The organism is Kluyvera sp. EC_51 (assembly GCF_019584505.1).
Lineage (GTDB): Bacteria > Pseudomonadota > Gammaproteobacteria > Enterobacterales > Enterobacteriaceae > Kluyvera > Kluyvera sichuanensis.
In genome coordinates this window covers 78,187-102,318 of the sequence record NZ_VDAG01000104.1, presented here as the reverse complement: position 1 = coordinate 102,318, position 24,132 = coordinate 78,187, and the positions used below count along the sequence as shown (strand labels likewise).

At 54.8% G+C, this 24,132-nt stretch carries 18 protein-coding genes; 7 read left to right on the top strand and 11 right to left on the bottom strand.

Annotation, left to right across the window (positions count from 1 at the left end; genetic code table 11):
- Positions 1–157 precede the first annotated feature (157 nt).
- Positions 158–1,309 (top strand): L-threonine dehydrogenase, encoded by a 1,152-nt coding sequence (gene yiaY, locus FHC49_RS19945; RefSeq protein WP_185667455.1) that lies wholly within the window; start codon positions 158–160, stop codon positions 1,307–1,309.
- A 131-nt stretch (positions 1,310–1,440) separates the two neighbouring features.
- Here yiaY and FHC49_RS19940 read toward each other — a convergent pair whose 3' ends face one another.
- Both FHC49_RS19940 and FHC49_RS19935 read right to left on the bottom strand, forming a co-directional pair.
- A complete protein-coding gene (locus tag FHC49_RS19940) occupies positions 1,441–3,411 on the bottom strand; it encodes a glycoside hydrolase family 127 protein (RefSeq protein ID WP_220440689.1) in 1,971 nt (656 codons plus the stop codon).
- Between the two features lie 10 nt (positions 3,412–3,421).
- The gene (locus tag FHC49_RS19935) at positions 3,422–4,822 is read right to left on the bottom strand and encodes an MFS transporter (RefSeq protein WP_220440688.1); all 1,401 of its coding nucleotides are present in this window, start codon (positions 4,820–4,822) and stop codon (positions 3,422–3,424) included.
- A gap of 240 nt (positions 4,823–5,062) precedes the next feature.
- Here FHC49_RS19935 and FHC49_RS19930 point away from each other — a divergent pair, with 240 nt between their 5' ends.
- Together FHC49_RS19930 and FHC49_RS19925 are read left to right on the top strand one after the other, a co-directional pair.
- Positions 5,063–5,881, top strand: coding sequence for a helix-turn-helix domain-containing protein (locus FHC49_RS19930; protein WP_185667452.1), 819 nt, complete (start codon positions 5,063–5,065; stop codon positions 5,879–5,881).
- Between the two features lie 121 nt (positions 5,882–6,002).
- Complete coding sequence (locus FHC49_RS19925; RefSeq protein ID WP_220440687.1) at positions 6,003–6,464, top strand: 4Fe-4S dicluster domain-containing protein; 462 nt, start codon at positions 6,003–6,005, stop codon at positions 6,462–6,464.
- Here FHC49_RS19925 and FHC49_RS19920 read toward each other — a convergent pair.
- The 4 genes from FHC49_RS19920 to FHC49_RS19905 form a co-directional block, all read right to left on the bottom strand.
- The gene (locus FHC49_RS19920; RefSeq protein WP_220440686.1) at positions 6,456–8,171 is read right to left on the bottom strand and encodes a ShlB/FhaC/HecB family hemolysin secretion/activation protein; all 1,716 of its coding nucleotides are present in this window, start codon (positions 8,169–8,171) and stop codon (positions 6,456–6,458) included. The two genes, FHC49_RS19925 and FHC49_RS19920, sit on opposite strands and share 9 nt — an antisense overlap.
- A 104-nt stretch (positions 8,172–8,275) precedes the next feature.
- On the bottom strand, positions 8,276–9,343 hold the full coding sequence (locus tag FHC49_RS19915; RefSeq protein WP_185667449.1) for a collagen-like triple helix repeat-containing protein: 1,068 nt from the start codon (positions 9,341–9,343) through the stop codon (positions 8,276–8,278).
- Positions 9,344–9,709: 366 nt separating this feature from the next.
- Complete coding sequence (avtA, locus tag FHC49_RS19910) at positions 9,710–10,963, bottom strand: valine--pyruvate transaminase (protein WP_220440685.1); 1,254 nt, start codon at positions 10,961–10,963, stop codon at positions 9,710–9,712.
- 173 nt (positions 10,964–11,136) lie between these two features.
- Entirely contained in the window at positions 11,137–13,173 is a 2,037-nt protein-coding gene (locus FHC49_RS19905; RefSeq protein ID WP_220440684.1) for an alpha-amylase, read from the bottom strand.
- Positions 13,174–13,480: 307 nt separating this feature from the next.
- Between FHC49_RS19905 and FHC49_RS19900 the strand changes: the two genes are divergently transcribed.
- Positions 13,481–14,335: a protein bax gene (locus FHC49_RS19900; RefSeq protein WP_220440683.1), complete on the top strand. Its 855-nt coding sequence runs from the start codon at positions 13,481–13,483 to the stop codon at positions 14,333–14,335.
- A gap of 57 nt (positions 14,336–14,392) precedes the next feature.
- Here the strand turns inward: FHC49_RS19900 and xylR are convergent, their stop codons facing one another.
- The 4 genes from xylR to xylF form a co-directional block, all read right to left on the bottom strand.
- On the bottom strand, positions 14,393–15,577 hold the full coding sequence (xylR, locus tag FHC49_RS19895; RefSeq protein ID WP_185667445.1) for a D-xylose utilization transcriptional activator XylR: 1,185 nt from the start codon (positions 15,575–15,577) through the stop codon (positions 14,393–14,395).
- A 70-nt stretch (positions 15,578–15,647) separates the two neighbouring features.
- The gene (xylH, locus tag FHC49_RS19890) at positions 15,648–16,829 is read right to left on the bottom strand and encodes a xylose ABC transporter permease XylH (RefSeq protein ID WP_220440682.1); all 1,182 of its coding nucleotides are present in this window, start codon (positions 16,827–16,829) and stop codon (positions 15,648–15,650) included.
- Entirely contained in the window at positions 16,807–18,348 is a 1,542-nt protein-coding gene (locus tag FHC49_RS19885) for a xylose ABC transporter ATP-binding protein (protein WP_220440681.1), read from the bottom strand. Before FHC49_RS19885 ends, xylH begins: the two co-directional genes overlap by 23 nt.
- Before the next feature lie 57 nt (positions 18,349–18,405).
- Positions 18,406–19,398 (bottom strand): D-xylose ABC transporter substrate-binding protein, encoded by a 993-nt coding sequence (gene xylF / locus FHC49_RS19880; RefSeq protein ID WP_185667442.1) that lies wholly within the window; start codon positions 19,396–19,398, stop codon positions 18,406–18,408.
- Positions 19,399–19,756: 358 nt separating this feature from the next.
- On the opposite strand from xylF, the gene xylA reads away from it, so the two are divergent.
- The 3 genes from xylA (at position 19,757) to yiaB (ending at position 23,159) form a co-directional block, all read left to right on the top strand.
- Positions 19,757–21,079: a xylose isomerase gene (gene xylA / locus FHC49_RS19875; protein WP_185667441.1), complete on the top strand. Its 1,323-nt coding sequence runs from the start codon at positions 19,757–19,759 to the stop codon at positions 21,077–21,079.
- Positions 21,080–21,159: 80 nt separating this feature from the next.
- A complete protein-coding gene (gene xylB / locus FHC49_RS19870; RefSeq protein ID WP_185667440.1) occupies positions 21,160–22,614 on the top strand; it encodes a xylulokinase in 1,455 nt (484 codons plus the stop codon).
- A 167-nt stretch (positions 22,615–22,781) separates the two neighbouring features.
- Positions 22,782–23,159, top strand: coding sequence for an inner membrane protein YiaB (gene yiaB, locus FHC49_RS19865; RefSeq protein ID WP_220440680.1), 378 nt, complete (start codon positions 22,782–22,784; stop codon positions 23,157–23,159).
- Here the strand turns inward: yiaB and FHC49_RS19860 are convergent.
- A complete protein-coding gene (locus tag FHC49_RS19860; RefSeq protein WP_220440679.1) occupies positions 23,124–24,119 on the bottom strand; it encodes an acyltransferase in 996 nt (331 codons plus the stop codon). The two genes, yiaB and FHC49_RS19860, sit on opposite strands and share 36 nt — an antisense overlap.
- Positions 24,120–24,132 lie beyond the last annotated feature (13 nt).

The window sequence follows — 24,132 nt, the reverse complement described above, 5'->3', positions numbered from 1 at the left end:
AAATACATAGATATATAAAACTCTAAAAAGCACACCATAAACAATAACATGGCGTGCTTTTTATTTTATTCATGGATAAAAATGCCAACTTGATCGGGTTTTCTCGATAAATATTGCTATAGCCTCGGGAGCCTGCTTATTAAATAAAGGAACTATCATGGCTGCATCGACTTTTTTCATTCCATCAGTGAATGTCATCGGTAATGGCGCGTTGAATGACGCAATGAATACAATGAAAGCGTATGGCTATCGCCGTGCGCTGATTGTCACCGATGCGGTGCTGAATAAGCTAGGTGTCGCGGGCGATATCCAGAAACGTCTGCAGGAATTCGACATTCTGAGCGTGGTATTTGATGGTACTCATCCGAACCCAACGACGGTTAACGTTGAAGAAGGTCTGGAAATGCTGCGCGCCAATGATTGCGATTGCGTCATCTCCCTGGGCGGTGGTTCCCCGCACGACTGCGCGAAAGGGATCGCGCTGGTGGCAGCCAACGGCGGCGATATCCGTGATTACGAAGGCGTTGACCGCTCTGCAAAACCGCAGCTGCCGATGATCGCGATTAACACTACCGCGGGTACGGCGTCTGAAATGACCCGTTTCTGCATCATCACCGACGTGACGCGTCATATCAAAATGGCGATTGTCGACAAACATGTGACGCCAGTGCTGTCCGTTAACGACTCCTCCCTGATGGAAGGCATGCCGAAAGGGCTGACTGCCGCCACCGGTATGGATGCGCTGACTCATGCTATCGAAGCCTACGTTTCTATCGCCGCAACGCCGATTACCGATGCGTGTGCGCTGAAAGCGATCACCATGATTGTTGAAAACCTGCCGACTGCCGTTGAACAGGGCAGCAATAGCGAAGCGCGTGAAGCGATGGCCTATGCGCAGTTCCTGGCGGGCATGGCGTTCAACAATGCTTCCCTGGGCTACGTTCACGCCATGGCGCACCAACTGGGCGGTTTCTACGACCTGCCGCACGGCGTTTGCAACGCGGTACTGCTGCCGCACGTTCAGGTGTTCAACAGCAAAGTGGCTGCTGCACGTCTGCGCGATTGCGCGAAAGCGATGAATATCGACGTGAGCGCGATGAACGACGAGCAGGGCGCGGCGGCATGCGTTGATGCGATCCGTAAACTGGCGCGTCAGGTGAATATTCCTGCTGGCCTGCGTGACCTGAACGTGAAAGAAGAGGATATCCCGGTGCTGGCAACCAACGCACTGAAAGACGCGTGCGGTTTCACTAACCCTATCCAGGCCACCCACGAAGAGATCATGGCGATTTTCCGCGCGGCGATGTAATTCGGACTCGGCGTTAAAAAAAAGCAGAACGCTCGCGTTCTGCTTTTTTTGTGCCTGTAGCCCGGCCAAGCGCAGCGCCGCCGGGGAGAACCCGGAGTCGGCGTATTCACGCCTCGTCCGGGCTACAATGGTTACATCTCCGCTGACTTTTCTTCGTTAACCCAAATACGCATCTCCCCCTCGCCACGGTTAGCCCAGCTAAACCACGGAATAAAGGTCAGCGTCTGTGTCTGGCGTTCGGCAGGTGCCGTATCGTAATGCCAAAGTGATTGTTGTTCTGGATGGCGCGTGGCGTACTTCACGCCTTGCGCCTGCAGCAAAACCTTGTGGGCGAAAATGCCTTTGCCTTCCAGCTCGGTAAACACTGCGTTATCCGGCAGCCACAGGTTATGCAGTTCTTCACCGTTATCGGCCTGCTCCAGGCAGTAGACCAGCGGCCCACGCTGCACGGCGACTTTCCCAGCGACGTGGCGCACCAGCGGGTTACCGTAGACGCGGCGCACCGGCATCGGCATTGTCAGGGTGAGCGTATCGCCCTCAACCCAGGTGCGGCTGATATGCAGATAGCCTTTTTTCACCGTCCCGGCGACATCACGGCCGTTCAGCGCCACCTGCGGCGCGCTGCACCAGTCAGGCAGACGCAGCGCCAGCGTGTGGGTCAGCGGATCCGGTGAATCAATGGCTACCTTGACCTGCTCCTGCCACGGATAGTTGCCGCTAATGCGCAGGCGCAGCGTTTGGTCGCCCACCGGCACTTCTACGCTGTTGCCAATGTAGAGGTTCACGTACAGCGCATCTTCGCGTGGCGTATAGATATAGTGGCCGATTGACGTCAGTACACGGGCGATATTCGGTGGGCAGCAGGCGCAGCCGAACCAGCGCTGGCGCACGGGCTTCACGTGATCGTAGATGTGGTTAAACTGCAGCGTTTTCGGGTGCACTTCCAGCGGGTTAACGTAGAAGAAGTGTTTCCCGTCCAGTGCCATACCGCCAAGCACCGTGTTGTACAGGGCGCGTTCCATAACGTCGGCATACTGGCTGTCGCCTTCCATTTCCAGCATGCGGCGGGCGAGCATCATCAGGCCAATCGAGGCGCAACTTTCGGCGTAGACCGTGTCGTTCGGCAGGTCGTAGTCGCTGCTAAAGGCTTCCCCGCTGCTTTGTGAACCGATGCCGCCAGTAATGTACAGCTGACGCTGCGCCATGTTGTTCCACAGGCGCAGACAGTCCTGGCGTTTACTTTCGTCATGGCTTAGCCGGGCAAGGTGCGCCACGCCGGTCATCAGGTAGACAAAGCGCACCGCATGGCCGATAGCGGTTTGCTGCTCGGCAAGCGGCTGGTGCGCCTGGCTGTAGGCTTTATCTTTCACCATCCAGGCCGGGCCGTAGGTATGCCAGTAGGAGGTGTGACCGCGTTTTTCGTACTCGTCGTCATAGAAGTGCGGCTGCTTGCCGCGTTCTTCGACGAAATAATTGACCAGCGCCATGTAGCGTGACTCCTGAGTCACTTCGTACAGACGCATCAGCGCCAGTTCGATCTCTGGGTGGCCCGGATAGCCGTGGATCTGCTGCTCACCGGTGCCAAAGACCTGGTAGATATGGTCAGCCAGGCGGCATACCACCTCGAGCAGGCGGCGCTTGCCGGTGGCCTGGAAGAAGGCTACGCCCGCTTCTATCATATGTCCGGCACAGTAAAGCTCGTGGCATTCGGCCAGGTTGGTCCAGCGTTCATCAGGCGCTTTCGCCGTAAAGTAGGTGTTGAGATAGCCGTCTTCGCACTGGGCGGCGGCCACCAGTTCGATGACTTCATCGGCGGTGCGTTCAAGCTCGGCATCTGGCTTTTGGCATAGCGACCAGGCGACGGCTTCCAGCCATTTCGCTACGTCGCTGTCCTGGAAGACCATGCCGTAAAATTCCCCCTCCTGCTGCCCGGCGGCGATGCGGAAATTCTCTATTGCGTGGCTCGGCTCAGCGTCGTCTATCCGGTCATTCAGCGCATCCCATTGATACGGGATCACCACATCGCGCACCAACTGCTGGTACTGGGCGAAAAACGGGTCATTCACTTTCAAGGTATGCAAATCGACTTCCATAGCGGACATGACAAACTCCTCAGGACGAAACGTGACGCGCGCGCAGGTCGGTAGCAATGCGCGACATCATTGGGTTAGTGAGCTTGCAGGCGCGGATGGAGAACGCCAGCAGCAGGTGGAACAGCGCCGGTAACAGCGTCTCGGTGGCGGTGATCCCGGCCAGTGACGAGGCGGTTTGATTGCCTGCGCCCGGCTGATAGGCGACGTAGATAAACACCAGGCTGATGATGCCGGCGCTGGATGCCCAGGCGAGCTTGATACAAAACAGGTTGAAGGCGAAGTTCATGCCGGATGAACGCACGCCGGTTTTCCACTCGCCGTAATCATCGGAGAAGGCCATCAGGGAGAAGTGCAGCGGCAGCGTAAAGCCCAGAATGATGCCGTTGCCGAGGATAACCGCCAGCCATAGCGTCTGGTAGGCGGCCCCGGTCGGTAAGAACCACATCAGCACGGCGAGCGCCGCCAGTACCAGGTTGGTGTGGTAGTACAGTTTGACGGTATCAAAGCGGCGCGACAGGAAGTTGATGATCACCGAACCGAAAATAGACGCGAAGGTCACCATGGTGAAGAACAGCGAGGTGTAGCCGGTAGAGCCGCCGAGGACGTAGGTGATGAAGTACATATAGCCGCCGCCGCGAATATTAAACACGTTGATCAGCAGGAAGGACATCAGCAGCATCAGCAGCAGTTGGTCGTTTTTACGCAGCCCGGCGATGTGTTCACGCAGGGTGAATTTGCCCATCATGTCCAGCGAAACGCGCTCGCGAACCCAGAAGAAGCAGCACAGGAACATCACGGCGGCAATCGCGCAGAGGATGCCCACGCCATACTGATAGCCCTGAGCGCTGTTGCCCTGACCCAGTACGTTCACCAACCACGGCAGGCCGACGGAGACCAAAAAGCCCGCCACGCCGCACAGTACAAAGCGCCAGGCCTGGCAGGAGATCACCTCGCTATGGCGCGTCGTCATGGTGTTAATCAGCGCGCAATAAGGGACGTTAATGGCGGTGTAGCTAATGGAGAGCAGCAGATAGGTACCGAAGGCCCAGGCAATTTTTACGCCCATGCTGGCATCGGGCACGGTAAAGGTCAGCACGCCGACGATGGCAATGGGAACCGCAATCCACAGCTGCCATGGGCGAAAGCGCCCCCAGCGGCTGCGGGTACGGTCTGCGACCACGCCCATAATCGGGTCGGAAATCGCATCAAAAACGCGAAGTACCATAAATAGCGTACCAACGACCGCGGGCGTCAGGCCAAAAACGTCGGTGTAGAAAAAGGTGAGAAAGTTGCCGATGAGACAGGTAATGACGGTGCCGCCTGCATCGCCAAGGCCGTAGCCGATTTTCTCCCGAACGGTTAACTTCTCGTCCAGGGTACCCGGCACAACCTCGCTGGTGGAAATGGGTGTAGCGGTCATGGGATGCTCCTCGCAGTGTGGAGATGTCTGCTTTTAGTAGGGATATTGTTGTAGTGTCATGACCTGTTTAATTTTGCCTGGAAAACGGTGACCAACAAGGTCACAAAGAAGTATAAAAAGTGGGTAATTCCGACTTGATTAGAAAAGTGTGAAGGTGATCGAGCATAAACGATTTTAATTGTTAATAATCAAATAGAAAGGGTGTTTGTTTTTGGCGAACAAGCGGGATTATTAATATTTATGCTCAATCTATCCATAGCGCTTCCGATTAAGGTGCAAAACGGTGGGCTGTTTATCTCCCGGGGCGTGGGTCGGCATCCGGCCCGCAGGCTGCGTTCGTGGGAGGTGCTGTTTGTTGAAAAAGGGACATTAGCGATTCAGGAGGAGGAGCGAATTTTTCACGTTGCCGCGGGCGATAGCCTGTTGCTCTGGCCCGGTCGCCGACACGTTGGTATCGAGGATTTTCCCGCCGACCTGAAATTCTACTGGCTGCATTTCGAGATTAGCGCCTCGGCATCGCCGCACCCGCTGTTAATGCAGTTAGCTATCCCTCAGCAGACCACGCTACACGACCCTCATTACCTGACATCGTTGTTTCGCCAGTTTCTCAACGAGCAGGAAAAAATTCAGCGCAACGCCTCGCTTGAACTGATTTTACTGTTGATATTGCAGCATATTTCGCTTTCGGCGCAGCAGGCGGAGCCAAAGGATGAAGGCGGCGCGGCGCTGGCATGGAAAGCCCAGCAGGTGATCCACACGCGCTACCATCTCCCGCTGTCGACCTCCATGCTGGCGCGGGAGTTGCACTGCAACGCAGACTATCTGGGGCGCGTTTATCGCCGCGTTTTCCACCTCACCATCACCGAAGCCATCCATCGCCAGCGGGTAAAGGCGGCGGAGAAGCTGCTGAGTAACCATGCAGGCTCACTAAAAGAAGTGGCCGAGCAGTGCGGTTTTGCCGATGTGGGGTATTTCCGACAAATTTTCCGTAAGCACACCGGGCTGACGCCCGCCGCGTGGAAGCGGCGGTACTGTAAGGAACATATCAATTCGGCCTGAGGCAAACGACTGAATTGACTCTGGCATTTATCAAAAAATGCCCATTCCCCACCTCGGATCAAAGCATATCGCCTCGCCGCTCTGGCACTCTTAGGGTTTATCTCTCGCAACGGAGTGGGGAATGAACCCGTTTATTGTCGCTGATTCTTTAAAGTGCATTGGCTGTCGAACCTGTGAAGTGGCCTGCGTAGTGGCGCATCAGGATGAACAGGCGTGTGCTAGCGTCTCGCGCGAGGCGTTTCTTCCTCGCATTCGGGTGGTGAAGGGCGGGACGTTTTCCACGGCGGTGGCCTGCCATCAGTGTGAGGATGCGCCGTGCAGTAACGTGTGCCCCACCGGCGCGATCCAGCGTGAAAACGGCGTGGTTGCTGTTCAGCAGGCACTGTGCATCGGTTGTAAGAGCTGTATGCTGGCGTGCCCTTTTGGGGCGATGAACGTCAGCGTGCAGGGGCGACGACCGCAGGCGATAAAGTGCGATTTATGTCGTCACCGCGAAGAAGGCCCCGCCTGTGTGGCGGCCTGTCCGACGGGAGCGCTGGCCTGTGTTGACGTCAGCCAGCGCCCGGTATCGGGATTAATGTAGGTTGTTGAAGTTCCAGCTGAACGTCAGGCTGTAGCGCCAGTCACGATTGTGGCTGTCGGTGGGCACATCGCCCACCGGGCGCGCGGCCTCGACCGTCACGCTGTAGTGCTTGTTATCGCCAAACATCACCCCGGTGGCAACAGACGCAAGCCGCTGATGCGGCAACCCCGGCGCGTTGAACCAGGTCTGGGCGGTGTCGGTCAGCACGTACGGCTGCACGGTGGCAACCCAGCTGTTCTCTTTGATCGGATGCACGTAGCGCAGCTCAAGCTGCCCGCCGTATCCGTAGTCACCGCTGGCTTCTCCGTCCTGATATCCGCGGCCAAAGCGCTGGGCGCCGAAGCTGATGCGTTCGGGTTCGGGCAAGTCGTTATCTGACCAGTCGCCCTCCATTGAGGTGGAGAGCCGCCATTTGTCGGTGATCATCCAGGCCGCATCAATATTGCTTTTCCATAGCGTGAAGGAGAGATCGTTGCCGAAAGCCGGCGCGGCATCCGCCATTGATGAAATATCCACGCCCTGACGCAGCGTCAGCTTGCCGTTAATGCTGGCGCGGTCAAACGCCTGCAGGCCGTTGATGCCGAACTCAAATGCCGGGTAGCGAACGTGGCTTTTGAGATCGAGGCTATCGACCGTTTGTGTGTTCTCAACCTGGCGGATGTGGTTGTCATTCCGGCGGTCGGTGTAGTCGATGCCTCCATTGACGTTGAGCTGCTGCTTGCCGGTTAAGATAATCGGATAGCTGAACATCGCGCCGCCGTTATATTGCGTGGTTTCCTGCCGGGAATCTAAGTAGCCGCCCGAGTAGTACTGTAACGGCGTATAGTCCCGTGGGTTGTCGCGGTAGAAGCTGCCTTTGAGCTGCATCATCAGCCCGTCGTCGGTCAGGAACTGTTGATAGTTCAACCCTAAATAGGATTTCCGCGTTGAGCTGTCGAGTGGAATCAATGTCGCCAGCCCGAGCTGATCGCCATAGCTGGTTAAGTTGCTCAGCGACCCGGTGACGAAGGCCATGTTCTGGCTGCGACGGGTATCAATGGTCGATGAAATATCCCAGATATGCGGCTGAATACTTTTAGCCTGCATGGCCGCGGCGCCATAGATGTTTTGCGGCAGTTGCGCGCTGGCATCGACGGTGACGCCGGGGGTACGGGTCATCAACTGGGTATAGCGGTCGAAGGTTGCCTGTGTCAGCGGCTTCTCGGCCATGATTTTGGCGGCGAGCCGCTTTAAGCGCTCTGCCAGGTTGGGGTTATTACTTTGAATGTCGCTGTGCGCAACATAGCCTTCCACCAGAACGATTTTGATCGTGCCGTCATGAAAGTTGTCATCCGGAAGCCACGCGTAGGAGAGCGGATAGCCGTCAGCGCGGTAGCGCAGCGTAATATCATTAATAAGCCCGACCAGCGTTTTTAACGGAACCTGTTTGCGTGCATAGGGAACAAAAGGCTGCAAGAGCTCTTTTAACGGATATACCGTGCCGCCAATAAATTGAATATGATCGACTTTAATAAGCGTTTCCGGCGTTAATTTATTTTTAGGAACGCTTACGGTTAAACTCGGGGCTGCTGTAGGAGGGGCTTGTGGCGTGCTGTTATGTTCCGCTTTTGCCGGGTTATTGGGGTCAATCAATGCGGGTAATGTGTCTGCTCTGGCTATATTAAGCAGAACAACCCCCGATAGCGCATAAGCCAGGGTCGTTTTCATGACGCGTTCCTTGTGTATTTTATTGTGCAAGGATGATTATTGTTATTCTGCTGAAAAACGTGCCCCCATTGCGGGGGCACGGAAAGCATTAATAAATATATAGCTTATTTTTTTAACGTTAACCCGCTAAGCAGACCACCTAAAGGACTGGTCGTGGTAGTGGTTGAAGAGCTGCTGGCGCTGGCGTTAGCAGAGGTGCTGACGTTGAGCGTATTGGTTAATGAACTGACCGTGCCGCCCAGTGAAGCGCTCGCCAGCAGGCCACCGCTGCTGGTCTGGGTGCCGGTAGGTTTCACTAAGCCACCGGCATCCGTTACGATATTCCCAACGCTAGTGACCACCTGCCCGACGCCGCCCAGTGCCGGCGTTGAGGTGCTGACGTTGTTACCAAGCCCGCTTACGGTGGTACCCACCTGGGTGAGCAGACCGTTAACCGGAGTGCCTAAACCGGTCGTTGTCCCGACGCCCTGAGTAACGCCCTGGACCCCAGAAAGCGTGTTATTGACGACGGAAGTCACGCCAGTTGTGGCGGCGACGGCACCTGGGCTTTGCAGGGTGCTGGTTAAGCCTGTGCCGGTGCTGCTGACAATCTGACCCGCGCTATTCACCACGTTGCCGACCAGCCCTGTCACCCCAGCAACCGGAGTGCCGGAGGTGCTGGTGGACAGGTTGCTACCCACGCCGGATACCGTATTCCCCAGCACCGTAACGGTACTGGTGGTGCCCTGCAGCGTCGTCCCCACGCCGTTAGGGTTTGATGAGTTCCCAACGCCGTTGGTTACGCCGGTTCCTAAGGTATCGACCGCGTTACCCACGCCGGTGACGGTAGTTGAAATGGTTGAGGTGACCGGGTTGTTGCCCGCCGTGCTGGTCAACTGACTACCCAGACCGCCCAACGTATCGCCCACGCCGGATACCGCTTTCCCGGTTTCACCCAGAATGCTGCTGCCAGCGGTTTGGCTGCCGCTACCCGAGTTGCCATTACCGTTCCCGCCGCCGCTACCATCGCCGCCGCCGGAGCCGTCTCCACCGCCAGAACCGCTACCCGAAGTGGTACCGTTTTTGGCCGTTGAATGTGAACCCCCGCCGCTTCCGCTACAGGCAGAGAGTGAGAAAGCAAGAAGCACCGCCATAGCAATTATGCTTAATTGGCTAATTTTTTTAGAGGCCATGATCTTATCTCCACCAGTTAAAAACGCCGAGTGCGTATTAGTCAGTGTATGGTGAAAATTAAGCCTTGCATGGGGCGTTTCTTTTCATACGAAAGTATGGAAAACTCTGATTTAACTTAAGCATAAACAAAGTCTGCTATGTAAATAAATATGCTCTTGAGAAACATGCTGTTACTCCATACTTAACATATTAAGCAATGATGAATAATGGGTGCGAGTGTTTAGTGGTAATAAAATAGCAGGCTGAAATTGGGAGTAATCCGAGTGGGGTAGTGAGGATGTATTTCTATTTTCTTTTTCAAAAATAACAATGCAGATCACAGAAAAATATCAGCCTCCATATTTTGGAGGCTGATATATTATATTTTAACGCTGTTCATTCCAGGCTAATTCAATTTCTTCAGCAAGAATTTTGACACCGGCTTCAATTTTATCCGGCTCCGGCACATAGTTCATGCGCATACACTGGTGGGTATGCGGCCAGGGTTTATCCAGCCCAGGGAAGAAGAAATCACCGGGCACCATCAGGACGCCGCGTTTTTTCAGACGCTGATAAAGCACTTCGGTGGTAATCGGCAAATCTTTAAACCACAGCCACAGGAAGATGGCCCCTTCAGGCTTATGGATGAGGCAGCGCTCTTCCGGTAAATAGCGGCGAAGGATGGCGATGGTCTCCTGAACTCGCTGGTAGTAGAACGGCTTGATGACCGTTTCTGACAGTCGCAGCAGATCGTGGCGCTTAATCATTTCGCACATGATCGCCGGCCCAATGCCGCCCGGCGCAAGGCTGATGATACCGTTCATATTGCTGATGGCGGTGATAATCGACTTGTTGGCAATGATGATGCCGCAGCGGCTACCCGGCAGGCCGAGTTTGGACAGGCTCATGCACAGCACGGTGTTCGGGTTCCACAGCGGGCGCGCCTCGCTAAAGATGATTCCTGGGAAAGGAACACCGTAGGCATTATCGATAACCAGCGGGACGCCGTGCTGGTTGGCCAATGCATCGAGCTGTTTCAGTTCATCGTCGGTGATCACGTTACCCGTTGGGTTGGTCGGGCGTGAAACGCAGATCATCCCGGTGTCTTCACCGATCGGTAAATTATCGAAATCGACGTGATACTTAAACTGCCCTTCCGGGAGCAGTTCAATGTGCGGGCGGGTAGAGACAAACAGATCGTCTTCGAGGCCGGAATCCGCATAGCCAATGTACTCTGGCGTTAACGGGAACAGCACTTTGCGAGTAGAACCGTCCGCACGTCGTCCGGCGAACAGATTGAACAAGTAGAAAAACGCGCTTTGGCTGCCATTTGTTAGTGCAATATTCTGTGGACCGATCTCCCAACCTAATTCATTGCGCAGCATATCGGCCAGGGCGACGAGCAGTTCATTTTTGCCCTGAGGACCATCGTAATTACACAGCGCTTCAGAGACTTTGCCGCTTTCCAGCATCTCCGCCAGTAGATTATTGAAGTACGCGTTCATCTCAGGGATCTGCGCCGGGTTACCGCCGCCTAGCATGATGGCACCTGGAGTGCGTAAACCGTCGTTGAGGTCTTCCATCAGGCGGGTAATGCCCGAATGGCGGGTGAATTTGTCGCCAAAAAGTGAAAATGTCATAGCCGAGCTTCTATTGCTTGTTCTGTGAAGCCGATAACGATAACGCCACTGACGATGGGGTGCAAATGACCTCGCGGAAGGTACTTTAGCGGATAACGCGTGATATTTGTGTTTATGTAGTCATTTATTCTAAAGAAGCCCGTATGATAAATGCGGGCCATGATAAGAAAAAATTATGGCTTACCAGCCCAGACGACCATCACTTTATCTCCACCCATTTGACGAACAAAACCATAGCCTTGTGGGAGAGTAAGAGTGGTTTGCTTGCCCGCGCCGATAGCAGGGTGACGGGCGCGGAACTGGCCCAGCGTTTGCCAGTGTGTGACCGCGGCGGCGGATTGACCGGTGACGTCCTGCCAGTTCATCTGTGAGCGAGTGCCCTGTAGCGGGTCTGAGCCGGTTGGCCCAAAGGGACGATTGGACTCATCACCGTAGAAGATCTGCACAGCGCCGGGAGCAAGCAGCAACAGTTCAGCGGCGTTATTGCCTTTTTCGCGGAACAGGCGGGTATCGTGTGATGATAGGTAGCTTAAGACGTTGAAGCTTTGCAGCTTGTCGGCCATCTGCTGCCAGGTCATATCGATATTGGCCAGGCAGTCGGTAGCTTTTGCCGCCTGATCCTGGTAATCGAAGTTGATCATCGCATCAAAACCGTGGCGGTAGTACTCGCTCTCCATTACGCCGTGTCCCCAGGCTTCGCCGGTCATCCAGAACGGCGCTGCGTCGAGCGCTTTTTGCGGGTTGGCTTTCTTCCACTCGGCTAGCGCCTCGATAGATTGCGCTTTGAGTTGCTGCCAGGCGGCCATCTCAACGTGTTTGGCGGTATCCACGCGGAAACCGTCAATACCGTAGTCGCGCACCCATTGGCTGAGCCAGTGAGTCAGATAGTCGCGTGGCGTAAAGCCCTCGATGGCGCTGGCGTGGGTATCCGGCTTGTTGCGGTAGAAATTCGGCAGCCCGCTCGGCGTGGTGGACTCGGTCTTGAGGTCCGGCAGGAATGCCAGCGACATGGTTAAATCATCAAACCCGGGGTTGTCGTAATCACCAATATCGGTGCGGACCCACGCTTTGCCCCACCATTTTTCCCACGCGGCTTTATCGCTAAAGTTGATGTAATCGTTAAAGCTATGCCAGGTCTGGCCAGGGCCTGGCTTCCAGTCCGTCCACCGCTGGCCCAGCGTTTTGGTGATGTCATCGCCTTTAAGATAGAGCGCGCCGAACTGGTACTGCTGCATATCGGCAAGGGTAGCGTAGCCGGTGTGGTTCATCACCACGTCAAACAGAATGCGTATGCCGCGCTGATGTGCGCCATCCACCAACGCACGCAGGTCGTCTTCGGTACCCATATTGGCGTCCAGACGCGTCCAGTCCTGGGTGTAGTAGCCGTGATAGGCATAATGCGGGAAGTCGCCTTTTGTGCCACCGCCAACCCAGCCGTGGATCTGCTCGAGCGGAGAGCTAATCCACAGCGCATTGACCCCCAGTTTTTGCAGATAGTCGAGCTTGCTGGTCAAGCCTTTCAGATCGCCGCCGTGGAAGGTGCCAATCTCTTGCATGCCGTCGTTATGACGACCATAGCTATGGTCGTTGCTTGGGTCGCCGTTGACGTAACGGTCGGTCAGTACGAAATAGACCGTGGCGTTGTGCCAGCTAAACGGCGCAGTGCTGGAGACCTCTAAGCTTTCAAGCAACAGGAGGCCGTTGCTGTTATCGGCCGGGCGCAGCGTGATCTTTCCCTGCTTTACCGTTGCCGTCTGGCCGCTGTAAAAATCGCGCACGGTGCTGCCTTCCGGGAAGGTGTTGGCGACATCCAGCGTCAGCGGTTTGCCGTCCCAGCGCGGGCACTGGCGAACGGCTATGGTGTTTGCGCCGTCCTGGGCATCGTTTTGTACCGCAATGGTGAGCGTGGGTGTTCCTGAGCGGGTATCAACCTCCAGTACGTAACTGCCGTCACGAAATAGACGCCACTGCGGCGCTTCGCCCTGGCACGGTTCCAGCGACAACATTTGGTTGAGGCGAATGGGTGAAGAGGGCTGCCAGCACTGTTGGTCAAAATTCAGTCTTAGCGGGCGAGTACCCTTAGCGAGCATTTTTTGGCTGCTGAACTTGCCGGTGCCTTCCGCTGAAAAAGCAGGAAAGCCCTCGCTGGACCAGCTAGCTGCGCCAGCAAAAGTGGGAATCAGTAGCGGTATCAGGGCGGCGAATTTCATTCCGGGATCCTTGTGCCAACGAATTTTTCCTTAGTGTGCCAGTCGCTTATCGCGCTGTACTCATCCTGGTAAAAGGAGGAGAAGCAGGGCTGAGTGATAGAGGTCAAAAAATGAACTAAAATGAGAGGTGGCTGACATTTTGCCTGCGCAATTTGTCTTATGCTGAATCGCGTCCACATGCCGATTCGGAATCGGACTATTTCCTGAGCGTGCGTTGGCGGGGTATTTTTGCTATAATTTGAGATTCAGCTCTCAATTTTTTGAAATAATAAGGCGTTGGAATGATTAAATCCGACCAGGAGACCTAATGATATCGACTCCCATTCGACGATATGGGGCCGCGATACTTATGTTACTCATCTGGACTTTTTCAGGTGGGGTGTTTGCAACAACACACACGGTAACGAAGCATCAAAAAGCCTCGGTAACAAAACATACGAAGGCGACGGCACCAAAAGTAACAAAGGCAAGTTATAGCAAGGCAAGCAGTAAACAAGAGTATTCTCGCAATAGTGTAAAGAGCAGTTCACTTCCTGATTTGCGAAAATACCCTTCCGGAACCCCAAGGAAAAGAGCGTTTCTCCGGACGGTAATGCCTTATATCACAAGCCAAAATGCAGCTATCACTGCCGATCGTAACTGGCTGGTTTCTAAGCAGTACGAAGGCCGTTGGTCGCCGTCTGAACGTGCGCGTCTGAAAGATATCGCTGCGCGCTACAAAGTCAGCTGGAACGGCAACACCCGTAAGGTGCCGTGGAACTCGCTGCTTGAGCGTGTTGATATTATCCCAGGCAGCATGGTCGCAACGATGGCAGCTGCTGAAAGCGGCTGGGGTACCTCTAAACTGGCGCGTGCCAATAACAACCTGTTCGGCATGAAATGCGGGAAAGGCTGTAAAAATGGCTCAGGTTCAGTGAATGGTTACACCAAGTTTGATTCCGTAAAGGAGTCCGTTCAGGCCTACGCAGCTAACCTGAATACGCACCCGGCTTATGCCTCGTTCCGTAAATCTCGCGCCCAAATGCGTAAGTCGGATCAGGAACTCACCGCCACGGCGATGATTCATAAGCTGAAAGGGTATTCGACCAAGGGTTCAAGCTATAACGACTACCTGTTCGCGATGTACCAGGACAACCAGCGTCTGATTGCTGCACATATGTAATCGGCGCGGTATTGAAAAAAGGCCTTCCACTGGAAGGCCTTTTTTTATGTCTCTGGCTTAAGTCTGAATCAAGGATTCGCTGTGCTGCTCGCGATACTCTTTTGGTGTGGTGTCGTACTCTTTCTTAAACACCGAATAGAAGTACTGCAGCGAGGGATACCCGCACATCTGTGAGATCTCGTTAATCGACAGAGAGGTTGAAACCAGCAGGCTGCGGGCTTTTTCCAGCTTTTCGCTGTGGATCACCGCATGAATCGTTTCCCCTACCTCTTCTTTAAAACGCTTCTCGAGGTTTGAGCGGGATATACCCACCGAGTCCAGCACCTGCTCGACCTTAATGCCCTTACAGGCGTTATTGCGAATGTAGTGCATCGCCTGAATTACCGCCGGATCGTTCAAAGAGCGGTAGTCGGTGGAGCGTCGCTCCATCACCCGCATCGGAGGGACCAGCACGCGCTGGAGCGGCAGGACTTCGTTATCGAGCAGTCGTTGCATCAGTTTCGCCGCCTGATACCCCATCTGCCTGGCCCCTTGCGCCACCGAGGAAAGGGCCACGCGCGAGAGGTAGCGCGTCAACTCTTCGTTATCGATGCCAATCACGCACAGCTTCTCCGGTACCGGAATATGCAGATGCTCACAGGCTTGCAGGACATGGCGGGCGCGGGAGTCGGTAACGGCAATAATGCCGGTTTGCGGCGGGAGGGTTTGCAGCCAATCGGCCAGCCGATTTTGCGCATGCTGCCAGTTTTCCGGGGCGGTCTGCTGGCCCTGGTAGATGACGCCGCGATATTTCTCTTTGGCGACGATCTGGCTAAAGGCATATTCGCGCTCCTCGGCCCAGCGTTTGCCGCTAGCGGAGGGTAGCCCGTAAAACGCAAAGCGATGCACCCCTTTTTCCTTCAGGTGCAGAAAGGCGCTTTCAACCAGCGCATAGTTATCGGTGGCGATATAGTGAACGGGAGGATACTGCTCCTGGCGGTGATAGGAGCCGCCTACGCCGACGATGGGGACGTTGACGTCGGTCAGGAGCGCTTCGATAGTCGGGTCGTCGTAGTCGGCGATAACGCCATCGCCCAGCCACTCTTTGATGTTTTCGATACGTGCGCGGAAGTCTTCTTCTATGAAGATATCCCACTCAGATTGCGACGCCTGTAAGTATTCGCCCACGCCTTCAACCACCTGACGGTCAAAGGCTTTATTGGCATTGAATAGCAGCGTCACGCGGTGACGTTTTCCAAACATGGTTCAGGGATCCTCGTGAATCATGAGGGGTGTTGCCGTCATGGGGAACGGCAACACCACGGCTGGGCAATCAAGCACGCCGTTTGGTTGCGGAATCCATCCAGACGGCAAGTAATAAAATTGCACCTTTGACGATATATTGCCAGAAAGTGGGCACGTCCATCATACTCATTCCGTTGTCGAGTGAAGCCATAATAAATGCCCCCATCACCGCGCCAGCTACGCTACCGACACCGCCCGCCAGGCTGGTTCCGCCGATAACGCAGGCGGCAATAGCATCCAGTTCGGCAATGTTCCCGGCAGACGGCGAACCCGCCCCCAGGCGTGAGCTAAGGATCAGCCCAGCAATTGCGACCATCAGGCCATTAATGGCAAACACCGCAAGCTTATTGCGCTCAACGTTAATACCGGAGAGACGCGCCGCTTCGATATTGCCGCCGATGGCGTAAATGCGCCGACCAAAGGCGGTGCGGGTTGCCATAAACATCCCTGCTAATAGCAGCAGTGTGAGGAGAAGTACCGGAGTTGGAACGCCGCGATAATCGTTGAGCAACCAGATGGCGCCTAGCACAATCACCGCCGTCAGCGCCTGACGCCCCACCACGCCGCTGGATGCTGGTGTACCGAGCCCCATCGACTGACGGCGCATCCGCCCGCGCCATTGCCAGGCCACAAATGCCATCAGCCCGATGGCGCCAAAGGTAAAGCCAATGCCGTTTGGCAGGTAGCTTTGACCAATCTGCGACATGGCCGCGCTGGTAGGGGAAACGGTGGTGCCGTTAGTGATGCCAATCAGAATGCCGCGGAAGGCTAGCATCCCGGCCAGGGTGACGATAAACGACGGCACTTTGCGATAGGCCACCCACCACCCGTTCCAGGCACCGAGCACCAGGCCCATCGCCAGTGTAACGATAATGGTCAGCGGTAGCGGCCAGCCCAGCCAGACGTCAAAAATAGCCGCAGCACCGCCCAGCAGGCCCATCATGGAGCCGACGGAGAGGTCGATTTCGGCGGAGATAATCACAAACACCATGCCGACGGCGAGAATGCCGGTGATGGCGGTCTGGCGCAGCAGGTTAGAGACGTTTCGCGCGCTGAGGTAAGCGCCTTCGGTGGTCCAGGTGAAGAACAGCATAATCACAATAATGGCCGCGATCATGACGAAGACCTGCAGGTTAAGCGATTTTAGCCGCAATGCAGGGGCGGATGCAGGGGCCGCCAGTTTGATTTCAGACGGGTTGTTTTTCGACATGACGTTCACTCCTTAAGGCGGCTTCCATCACTTGTTCCTGAGTCAGATTGTCGTTGACCAGGTTGGCTTTTAATTTCCCTTCATGCATCACCAGCACCCGGTCGCTCAGACCCAGTACCTCCGGCAATTCAGAAGAGATAACGATGACGGCAATCCCTTGCTGCACCAGTTGATTGATAAGCTTGTAGATTTCGTATTTCGCGCCGATATCGATCCCGCGCGTGGGTTCATCCAGAATGAGGATGCGTGGATTGAGCAGCAGACAGCGCGCCAGAATGGCTTTTTGCTGGTTGCCGCCGCTCAGGCGACCAATGGCGAGATCCGGCGAAGAGGTTTTGACCTTCAGGCGTTGAATGGATTGCAAAATGCACTGCTGCTCTTTGGCGTCATCAAGGCTGCTGAGCGCGCCGCTGAAGTCGCTCAGCGCGGCGAGCGTAATGTTCTTACCGACCGCCATCACCGGCACGATACCGTCTTTTTTGCGGTCCTCCGGTACCATCGCAATGCCGTGGGCGATGGCCTGCTGGCAGTTGCGGATATCCACCGGCTTGCCATCAATAAAGATTTTTCCCTCCCAGCGCCCGCGCCATACGCCAAACAGACACTGAACCGCCTCGGTTCTCCCGGCGCCGACCAGGCCCGCGATACCGAGGATCTCCCCACGCTTGAGGTTAAAGGAGATATTGTTAACGCGTTTAATGTGACGGTTCACGGGGTGCCAGGCGGTGAGATGCTCCACGCGTAGAATTTCGTCACCGGCGGAGTGAGGTTCGCTCGGATAAAGCGCGGTCAGTTCGCGCCCAACCATCATGGTGATGATGTCATCTTCGGTCATGTTGGTGGCATCGCGGGTACCAATGTGCTGGCCGTCGCGGATCACGCAGATGGTGTCTGAGATGGCTTTGACTTCGTTGAGCTTGTGGGAGATGTAGACGCAGGCGATGCCGTGGTTCTGCAGATCGCGAATAATCCCCAGCAGCACGCCGGTTTCCTGTTCGGTTAACGACGCGGTGGGTTCGTCAAGGATCAGCAGTCGCACCTGTTTATTCAGCGCCTTAGCAATTTCAACCAGTTGCTGTTGCCCGAGCCCTAAATCTCCCACTCGCGTATCCGGCGAAATGGCCAGGTTGACCTGCGCGAGCAGCTTTTCGCAGCGCAGCGTCATGGTGTCGTAATCCAGCACGCCGTGGCGGCTAATTTCCGCACCGAGGAAAATGTTCTCCAGCACGGTCAGATGCTTAACCAGCGCCAGCTCCTGGTGAATAATGGCAATGCCTTTGCGCTCGGTGTCGCGAATATGCGTCGGCTGTAGCGTCTCACCGGCAAAAACGATTTCCCCTTCATAGCTGCCATGCGGATAAATACCGCATAACACCTTCATTAAAGTCGATTTCCCTGAACCATTTTCGCCGCACAGGGAAACCACCTCGCCGGGGTTTAATCGCAGGCTGACATTATCAATCGCCTTCACCACCCCGAAGGTTTTGGTGATGTTTTTCATTTCGAGTAAATACGGCATAAGTGCTTGTGCTCCGCGTAAGCCAGGCTGCCCCAGCGCGAGGCCGGGGCGGGCCGTTTAGAGTTCGCTCTTCTTATGGAAACCGTCTTTCACTACGGTCTCGTCAATATTGGTTTTATTGACTTCAATCGGGGTCAGCAGGCGGGACGGTACATCTTTCAGCCCGTTATTCAGCGTGGCATCGGCTTTAGGCTGTTTTCCGTTACCGAGTTCGACGGCAATCTCTGCTGCGCTGTTGGCCAGCAGCGTAATCGGCTTATACACGGTCATGGTCTGCGTGCCGTTGATGATGCGCTTCACGCCAGCCAGATCGGCATCCTGGCCAGAAATGGCCACTTTGCCAGCCAGGCCCTGGGCGCTAAGTGCCTGAATGGCGCCGCCTGCAGTGGCATCGTTCGAGGCGACCACCGCATCTACTTTGTTATTGTTGGCGGTGAGGGCGTTCTCCATAATTTTCAGCGCATTTTCCGGCAGCCAGCCGTCAACCCATTGATCGCCTACGACTTTAATCTTGCCGTCATCAATATAAGGTTTTAATACTTTCATCTGCCCGGCGCGGAACAGCTTGGCATTATTATCAACCGGTGAACCGCCCATCAGGAAATAATTACCTTGAGGGACCTGGTTGACCAGACTTTGTGCCTGCATCTCACCGACTTTTTCATTGTCGAAGGAAATATAAAAATCGATATCCGCGTTATTAATCATGCGGTCATAGGCTAATACTTTAATGCCTTCTTGTTTGGCTTCTTTAATTACGTTGCTAAGTACCTGGCCGTTATAAGGAATAATAACAAGGACATCCACGCCGCGGTTGATCATATTTTCTATCTGCGACATTTGCGTCTCTTCGTTGCCGTTGGCGGACTGCACGAAGACCTGTGCGCCAAGCTGTTCGGCCTTGTTCACGAAGATGTCACGGTCTTTCTGCCAGCGCTCCAGGCGCAGGTCATCAATAGCCATACCGATTTTGACTTCTTTAGCACTGCTCGCCATGCTGGTGAGAAGTAGCGATGCGCAGAGTGTGAGGCAAAGGTTCTTTATCTTCATAATCGTAATGCCTTCTGTAGGGATAGGAGATGAGATTGGCGATAAAAGAAACAGAGATGACTTAACACGCAGCAAATTTTTAACATGTATACGCTTGCTGGCAATTACAGATTTTTATCTTCCCATTACGATATTTCGTTTAATTGTCAATTTTTGACCGCGATCTGATTTTAAAATTACTTTATGCAAAATTTGCTGACATAAAGAGAGGCGGATTCCTATTTATTTTGCGAGCCAGCGCACATTTGTGGATTCTCTTAATAGCAGTGTGAAATAACGTAATTGAGCTACCGCAAATCAGAATTCAGTATTACAACACGAAGTATTCCTCGCCGCGTGTCAGATTATGGAGTTCATTATGCAAGCTTATTTCGACCAACTGGATCGTGTTCGTTTCGAAGGCCCAAAAACCGAAAATCCGCTGGCTTTCCGCCACTACAACCCAGATGAACTCGTGCTGGGCAAACGTATGGAAGACCACCTGCGCTTTGCAGCCTGCTACTGGCATACCTTCTGCTGGAACGGTGCGGATATGTTTGGTGTCGGCTCATTCGATCGCCCTTGGCAGCAGCCAGGCGAAGCCATTGAGCGTGCGAAACGCAAAGCTGATGTGGCGTTTGAATTCTTCCACAAACTGAACGTGCCTTATTACTGCTTCCACGACGTGGACGTCTCCCCGGAAGGCGCCAACCTGAAAGAGTATCTGAATAACTTTGCTCAGATGGTGGACGTGCTGGCTGAAAAACAGCAGCAGAGCGGCGTGAAGTTACTGTGGGGTACCGCAAACTGCTTCACTAACCCACGCTACGGCGCGGGCGCAGCGACTAACCCGGACCCAGAAGTCTTTAGCTGGGCGGCGACTCAGGTGTTCACCGCCATGAATGCAACCCATAAATTGGGTGGCGAAAACTATGTGCTGTGGGGTGGTCGCGAAGGCTATGAATCACTGCTGAATACCGATCTGCGTCAGGAACGTGAACAGATTGGCCGCTTCATGCAGATGGTGGTTGAGCACAAACACAAAATTGGCTTCCAGGGCACGCTGCTTATCGAGCCGAAACCTCAGGAACCGACCAAACACCAGTATGACTACGATGCATCAACCGTTTATGGCTTCCTGAAGCAGTTCGGTCTGGAAAAAGAGATTAAGCTCAACATTGAAGCGAACCACGCTACGCTGGCGGGCCACTCTTTCCATCACGAAATTGCGACCGCCATTGCGCTGGGCCTGTTTGGTTCCGTCGATGCGAACCGCGGTGACCCGCAGCTGGGTTGGGATACCGACCAGTTCCCGAACAGCGTAGAAGAAAATGCGCTGGTGATGTACGAAATCCTGAAAGCGGGCGGCTTTACCACCGGTGGCCTGAACTTCGATGCGAAAGTTCGTCGTCAAAGCACCGATAAATATGACCTGTTCTACGGCCATATCGGCGCGATGGACACGATGGCGCTGTCCCTGAAAGTGGCGGCCCGTATGATTGAAGGCGGCGAGCTGGATAAACGTGTGGCGAAACGCTATGCGGGTTGGAACGGCGAACTGGGTCAGCAGATCCTCAAAGGTCAGATGTCACTGCAGGATCTGGCGAAATATGCTGAACAGCATCAGCTGGCGCCGCAGCACCAGAGCGGCCATCAGGAACTGCTGGAAGGGCTGGTAAACCACTACCTGTTCGACAAGTAAGTTCATCACGCATTTCGCAGTATACCGTGCCCGGGAGCGCAAGCTTGCCGGGCATCGTACCACCTAAAGGAGCAGTCGCGATGTATATCGGCATAGATCTAGGCACGTCTGGCGTTAAGGCGATTCTGCTTGATGAGCAGGGTACAGTCCTGGCGTCGCAGACGGAAAAACTGACGGTTTCCCGTCCGCATCCGCTATGGTCCGAACAGGATCCTGAGCAGTGGTGGCAGGCGACGGATCGTGCCATGAAGGGGCTCGGTCAGCAGCATAGCCTGCAAGGGGTGAAAGCGCTGGGGATCGCTGGGCAAATGCATGGTGCAACGCTGCTGGATAAACAACAGCGCGTGCTGCGTCCCGCGATTCTGTGGAACGATGGCCGCTGCGCGCAAGAGTGTGAACTGCTGGAAGCGCAGGTTAAAACATCGCGACAGATAACCGGCAATCTGATGATGCCGGGCTTTACCGCGCCGAAACTGCTGTGGGTGCAGCGCCATGAACCCGAAATCTTCCGTCAGGTTGATAAAGTACTGTTACCAAAAGATTATCTCCGTCTGCGGATGACCGGCGACTTTGCCAGCGATATGTCAGATGCTGCCGGTACCATGTGGATGGACGTGGCGAAGCGTGACTGGAGCGACGAGATGCTTGCCGCCTGTCATCTGAGCCGTGACAACATGCCTGCGCTGTATGAAGGCTGCGACATCACCGGGCACCTGCTGCCAGCGGTGGCCAGCGCATGGAATATGCCTGCGGTGCCGGTCGTGGCCGGTGGTGGTGATAATGCCGCTGGCGCCGTCGGCGTCGGGATGGCGGATGCCGGTCAGGCGATGCTGTCGTTGGGAACATCGGGGGTCTACTTTGCGGTGAGCGAAGGTTTCCTGAGCAAGCCGGAAAGCGCCGTACATAGCTTCTGTCACGCGCTGCCGGGCCGTTGGCACCTGATGTCGGTGATGCTGAGCGCGGCCTCCTGTCTGGATTGGGCCGCCAGGCTGACCGGCCTGACGACCGTGCCTGCGCTGATTAGCGCGGCGGAATCTGCCGATAATCAGGCTGATCCTATCTGGTTCCTGCCGTATCTTTCCGGTGAACGCACACCGCACAATAATCCGCAGGCCAAGGGCGTCTTCTTTGGTCTGACTCACCAGCATGGGCCTGCCGAGCTGGCGCGTGCGGTGCTTGAAGGCGTGGGCTACGCGCTGGCGGATGGGATGGATGTCGTGCATGCCTGCGGCGTGACGCCAAAGAGCATCACGCTTATCGGCGGTGGCGCGCGCAGCCCCTGGTGGCGACAAATGCTGGCGGATATTAGTGGGCTGCAGCTGGACTATCGCACCGGGGGGGATGTTGGCCCGGCGCTGGGTGCAGCGCGGCTGGCGCAAATTGCCGTTAATCCGGACAAACCGCTTTCAGACCTGCTGCCGCAACTGCAGTTGGAACAAACGCATTGCCCGGATGCTCAGCAGCATACGGTTTATCAGCAGCGCCGTGAGACTTTCCGCAGGTTGTATCAGCAGCTTCTCCCGCTGATGTCCTGATGATAAATCCCTCCTGTTCGCAGGAGGGATTTGCTCCCGCAATTAAACCGGCGAAAACGATAAAAAAACCGCATGGTTTTATTCTGAAATGCTCTCCTGACTCCCTTTTTCAGTGTCGCCGTTCTCCCGTATCCCATAATGTGCATTTGATGGATAAGGAGATCCCAATGAAACGTTCTGTGCTTATTGCATGGCTATTTATGCTTGTCGGAGCCCTGATTTACCTTATTGGTTTATGGCGGGCTTGTCCGTTATTAAGCGGTAAAGGCTATTTTCTGGGTGTGTTGATAACCAGCATGTTCATCATCTATGTCTACCAGCGCGAAGTGAAACGCGGACTGCTTGACGTTCGTTTTGCCGCTGTCTGCCAGATGGTGGCGCTTATGACTAGCGGGTTGCTGCTGGTGGGATTATGGAATGCGCCGCTCTCGCTGGTCGAAAGAGGCGCATATTTTGCGGCGTTCTGTCTCTGTATATCAGGTCAGTATCTTCTGATGCGGGTCGCGGTATTAACTGACCAGCCTACGGGTATCGACACGCTGTAGCATCATAGAAAGCACGAGGCTTCCGGCAAGCGTTGCGGTGAATATCCAGAGAATATCCAGGGCAGGCCAGCGTTTTAACTCCAGACCGCTGGTACGTAAGGTGTAAATAATTAGCGCGTGAAAGCCATAAATACCCAGCGAATGTTTTGAAATAAAGCCCAGTCCTGGAAGCACTCGTGCATTCAGGGTGTTTTTAACCAATGTCAGCAGCGATGCGGCGCAGATAAAGACCATCGGGCCGCAGTAGACGTACCAGGTGTCGGCGAAGTTGCCGCGCCATTGCAATTCGTGGAGCGTCCCGCGCGAAATAATCCACACCGCGGCTGCAAATAACAGCCCGCAGCACCACGTCAGCGATTTTTTATCGGTCTCCATCATGCCAATGGCGCGGCCAAGTAGCCCGTAAATAACGTAATAGAACGTATCGCCGTTGATGTACAAATTGATCGGCAACCATTCAATACCGTGCGTACTCAACGAAACGGTATTGGGGTTTGCCACCAGGCCAATCACCACCATTAAAGCCAGCAGCATTTTACCGCTAATAGCTTTGACCTCAATCAGCGGCGAAACCAGGTAAATGACGATGATGGCGAAGAAAAACCACAGGTGATAGAACACCGGTTTTTGCAGCAGATGCTTCAAAGAGGCTTCAACGCTGATATGGGTAAAAGAGGCGATAAACAGCAACGCGATAGCGCTATAGAACAGCAGGCAGAGCGCAATGCGGAGAAAATGCCGCGGCTGTGCGCTGCGTGGGCCGAAAAACAGGTAGCCGGAAATCATAAAAAAGAGCGGCACGCTGACGCGGGAAGCGGAGTTTAAGACGTTGGCAAAGTCCCAGCTTAGCGGGCTCACGTCGTGCGGGTGGGTGATATACCAGGTTGTAGTATGGATCATCACTACCATCAGGCAGGCAATTCCGCGTAAGTTCTCAATCCAGCTAATCTTTGCTTGCATCAGATACCTATTA